The 4,176-nt window shown below is 70.3% G+C and carries 5 protein-coding genes; 2 read left to right on the top strand and 3 right to left on the bottom strand.

Going from position 1 to position 4,176, the window contains the following annotated elements; translation table 11 throughout:
• Window positions 1-81: 81 nt before the first annotated feature.
• The 3 genes from ACWEVS_RS45980 to ACWEVS_RS45970 all read right to left on the bottom strand — a co-directional run bounded on the left by ACWEVS_RS45980 (window position 82) and on the right by ACWEVS_RS45970 (window position 2,639).
• On the bottom strand, window positions 82-246 hold the full coding sequence (locus ACWEVS_RS45980; protein WP_452557543.1) for a hypothetical protein: 165 nt from the start codon (window positions 244-246) through the stop codon (window positions 82-84).
• Window positions 243-1,700, bottom strand: a complete 1,458-nt coding sequence (locus ACWEVS_RS45975) for an MFS transporter (protein WP_452557541.1) — start codon at window positions 1,698-1,700, stop codon at window positions 243-245. Before ACWEVS_RS45975 ends, ACWEVS_RS45980 begins: the two co-directional genes overlap by 4 nt.
• Window positions 1,701-1,778: 78 nt before the next feature.
• The gene (locus ACWEVS_RS45970) at window positions 1,779-2,639 is read right to left on the bottom strand and encodes an NmrA family NAD(P)-binding protein (RefSeq protein WP_449931455.1); all 861 of its coding nucleotides are present in this window, start codon (window positions 2,637-2,639) and stop codon (window positions 1,779-1,781) included.
• A gap of 89 nt (window positions 2,640-2,728) precedes the next feature.
• Between ACWEVS_RS45970 and ACWEVS_RS45965 the strand changes: the two genes are divergently transcribed.
• Entirely contained in the window at window positions 2,729-3,685 is a 957-nt protein-coding gene (locus ACWEVS_RS45965) for a helix-turn-helix transcriptional regulator (RefSeq protein ID WP_452557539.1), read from the top strand.
• A 201-nt stretch (window positions 3,686-3,886) separates the two neighbouring features.
• Window positions 3,887-4,054, top strand: coding sequence for a hypothetical protein (locus tag ACWEVS_RS45960; RefSeq protein WP_449931459.1), 168 nt, complete (start codon window positions 3,887-3,889; stop codon window positions 4,052-4,054).
• Window positions 4,055-4,176 lie beyond the last annotated feature (122 nt).

The raw sequence follows: 4,176 nt of genomic DNA, 5'->3' as shown, positions 1-4,176 counted from the left end.
GGCACAACGACAAGACCGGCCGGCCCACCGCCCGATCCCTCACCGCCTACGACCATTGACGCTCAGCCGTACGGCTTGGAATCAGTCATCTAGACCCAGCTGCAGGCTCGATTCCAGCGCCGCCTGCGCGTGGCCGGTGAAGTAGACGGGCACCTGCCAGCGGGCGCCCGGCCGCACGATCTGCTCCAGCAGACCCCGCCGCTCCGCGTACGGCAGGCGCACCATCGCGCCCCAGGCTCGAGTCACAGGGCGGGTTCTGCCTCGCGGGCCTTTCTGGGCAGCAGGAAGGCGGCCAGGAAGGTCAGCACGATCATCCCGGCCACCGTCCAGAAGGCGTGGGCGGCCGCGGCAGGCCCTTGGTTCAGCCCGCTGAAGAACACCGTCCCGAGCACGGCTGTCCCCAGAGCGCCGCCGACCTGCTGCAGCGTGGTGAGCGTGCCGGAAGCCGAGCCGGTCTCGTGCGGCTCGACACCGGCCAGCACGATGTCGAAGTAGGGCCCCATGATCAGCCCGGATCCCATCCCGGTGATGAGCAGAGCAGGAGCGAGCCGCCAGAATCCGGCCTCCGAGCCGAGCATCGGCACCAGGGCCAGGACACCGGCCGTCATCGTCACGGCCCCGACGTACAGGACCTTGCGGCCATGACGCATGACCACCTGGACCACGCCCATGCCGACCACCATGCCGATGGACAAGGGAATGCCCGCCACCGCGGCCCGCAGCGGGCTGTAGCCGAGGCCCAGCTGAAGGTGCAGGTTGAAGATCAGGCCGAACCCCGAGAAGGCGGCGAAGTAGATCGTCCCGGTGGCCAAACCGCCGAGGAACGCCCGCTTGCGGAACAAACTGGGCAGGATCAGCGGATCGCCGCCGCTGCGACTCTTGCGGATCTCATGCCATCCGAAGGCGGCGAACACCGCGACGGAGGCCGCCATCATCGCGAAGGTCCAGGCCGGCCAGCCATGCTCACGGCCTTGCACCAGCGGGAAGAGCAACAGCAGTGCTCCGCAAGAGGCGAGGACCGCGCCGGGCAGGTCGAGCCGAACTTCTGAAACCGGCTGGCCCGTGGGCAGGAACGTGATCGCGGCGACCAGGACAGCCAGCCCGATGGGCAGATTGATCAAGAAGATCATGCGCCAGCCGATGCCGAGGAAGTCGGTGTCGACCAGCCACCCCGCCAGGGTGGGGCCGCCCACCGCCGACAATCCCATGACCGGGCCCGTCGCGCCGAAGGCCGCCTGCAGTTCCCGCGGCGGGAACATCTCCTTCAGCATGCCGAGCCCTTGGGGGATCATGCAGGCGCCGAACAGGCCCTGTATCGCACGAGCGGTGATCATCATCTCCGGCCCGGTCGCGATCGCGCACAGCAGGGAGCCGGCCACGAAACCGCCGGCACCGATGAGGAACATGCGCTTGCGGCCGGCGATGTCGCCGAGCCTGCCGCCGACCAGCAGGCCGGCGCTCATGGCCAGGGTGTAGGCCACCCCGAGCCATTGAATCAGGGAGGTGCCGCCGCCGAGGTCGGCGCGGATGGCCGGGCCGGCGATGCTGGTGACGGTGGAGTCCAGCATTTCCATCACCGAACCGGTGAGGATCACCGCCAGAGCCGGCCACCGCAACCGGTAGGACGTAGATGCGGCCGGGGGTGGTGGCGCTGATGGTGTCGCCGCGGGTGTTGTCGGCGGTATCAGGGCGTCGGTCATTGGTGGGTTCCTCATTCTGCGCGGAGGTGGGGCGTCCCGTTCGAGGTGGGAGAGGACGCCCAGGCAGGCCGGTGCCGGTCAGCGGAAGTCCGCGACATGGTCGCGGGCCCATTCGGCATAGCCGCGCGGGGGGCGTCCGGTGACCTGTTCCACGTCCGGCCAGACCCGCATCAGCGCCGACCAGTCCTGGTCGGCGTAGCCGCCGCCGTCGGGGTCGTCGCCGCCGTACTCGACGAAGCCCAGCATGAGGTCGGCCGACTCGGCGGCGAACCCGCCTTGTGCCTTCATCAGCTCGCGGGCGCGCTCACGGGTGACCTCCTCGTAGCGGACGGGTTCGCCGAGCGCGTCGCCGATCGCCGCGACCTGCTCGCGCACGGTGACCAAGCCGGGCCCGGTCAAGGTGTAAGCCTTACCGTGATGGCCGTCCTGCAGCAGCGCGGCGACGGCGACGGCGGCGATGTCGGCCTCGTGGATCAGGTTCATCGGCTCGTCCGCGAAGGGGTAGCGCACCACCCGCTCGGCCCTGATGGACGGCGCCCAGATCTGCAGCATGTTCGTCATGAAGGCGCACGGCCGCACATGCGTCCATTCCAGCCCGGACTCCTCCACCGCCTGCTCCACCCCGCTGGTGTGCAGGCCGGCGGTCACCGATGCCGCCGACAACACCACGACGCGCCGTACGCCCGCCTGACGGGCCAGCGCGACGACCTCCCGGGCGCGCTCCTCCACGGGGAACAGGTACATGCGCTCCACGCCGTCCAGCGCGGCGGCCACGCTCGCGGGCTCGGTGAGGTCGCCCTGGGCGACCTCCACCTGAGGCGGCAGCTTGGCCGCAGCGGGGTTGCGGGTCAGCGCCCGCACCTCCGCGCCCGCCCTCACGAGCTGGTCCACCACGTGGCGGCCGACGATCCCCGTCGCCCCGGTCACCAGGATTTTCATCTGCGTTCCTCCCGCTGTGTCGTTCACGAAGGCAACGCTAGAGCGGCTTCCGGTCACTTCCTGACCGGAAGGTGAGAGAACCTGGAAACATGGCGAACACGAGCGCGCGCATGCTGCGACTGCTGTCCCTGCTGCAGACCCACCGCCACTGGCCCGGCCTGGAACTGGCCGACCGGCTCGCCGTCAGCGAGCGCACCCTGCGCCGCGACATCGACCGGCTGCGCGAGCTCGGCTACTCCGTCCACTCCGGCCGCGGCACCGCCGGCGGCTACCAGCTCAGGTCCGGCGCCGCGATGCCGCCCCTGCTGCTCGACGACGAGGAGGCCGTCGCCATCGCCGTCGGCCTGCGCACGGCCGCCGGCGGCACCGTCGAAGGCATCGAGGAGACCTCGCTGCGCGCCCTGACCAAGGTCGTCCAGGTCATGCCTCCCCGATTGCGCCGCCGCGTGGACGCGCTGCGCACCTATACGGTCACCGCCCCGGCGGGCGGTCCTCACATCGACGCCACCACGCTCACCGCGATCGCCCAGGCGTGCCGGGATGACGAACGGCTCACCTTCACCTATGCCACCCCATCCGGGGAGCCGGCCACCCGGCTGGTCGAGCCGCACCGGCTCGTCTCGCTCAAGCGCCGCTGGTACCTGGTCGCCTGGGACCTCGACCGCGCCGACTGGCGCATCTTCCGCCTCGACCGCCTCACCGGCCCGGCCGCCACCGGAGCCCGCTTCCGCCCGCGCGACCTGCCCGCCGAGGACGCCGCCGCGTTCGTCGCCGAACGGCTCGGCTCCCGTCCCACCCGGTACGAGGTCACCGTCCTCCTCCACGCGCCGGCCGGCGCGGTGGAGCCGGTCGTCGCCGTCACCGGTGGGTGGGTCGAGGCCGTTGACGACGACTCCTGCCGCCTGCGCCTGCAGGTGGACGCCTTCGACTGGCCGGTGCTCGTTCTGGCCGCCGTAGGCGCGGAATTCGACGTCATCGATCCGCCCGAATTCCGCCACTACCTGCGCCACGTCGGCTGGCTCTTCCTGCGCGGCGGCACCGCCTAGTAGCAGGATCACGGGCGTGTACGGCTGCTGACTCTGGCCGCCCCATCCCGCGAGAACGGTGACCTGTCGTCAAGATCACTATCGGCCCAACGGGCTGTCCGCAGGTTGCTCAACCCGGTGATGATGAGTGAGCGGTGTGCCGAGGAACCGGGACCTGGAGCGCCTACTCGTCGACGGGCAGAAACTGGCCAGCCTGTGGTAGTGGTCTTCGGCTTCGTCCAGGTGATGGTGACCGTGAGGGGATGGGAGGAGGCGTGCGGGTCCCAGACGGGCACGCCGGGCGTGCGCTGGAAGGTCTTCAGCTACTCGTGCACGGCGAATTCGGTCACGGCGGTGCCGGCGAGCAGCAGCAGCGTCTCGGCGGACTGAAGCCCCGATGGAGGTAGTGCAGGGCGTGGAAGGGAAACAACGGGACCGCGATGACGCCCTGATCCGTGACATACGGCGAGGTGTGCGGATCCAAGGGCTTGCGTGCCGTCGGGTCGTGGCGG

Source organism: Nonomuraea sp. NPDC003754 (assembly GCF_053605785.1).
Note: the sequence above shows the minus strand (reverse complement) of the source record. Positions and strands in the feature narration are given on the sequence as shown.

Bases quoted from the DNA above. Each gene is read 5' to 3' on its own strand.
- ACWEVS_RS45975 (WP_452557541.1), bottom strand. From the start codon at position 1,700: ATGACCGACGCCCTGATACCGCCGACAACACCCGCGGCGACACCATCA.
- ACWEVS_RS45970 (WP_449931455.1), bottom strand. From the start codon at position 2,639: ATGAAAATCCTGGTGACCGGGGCGACGGGGATCGTCGGCCGCCACGTG.
- ACWEVS_RS45965 (WP_452557539.1), top strand. From the start codon at position 2,729: ATGGCGAACACGAGCGCGCGCATGCTGCGACTGCTGTCCCTGCTGCAG.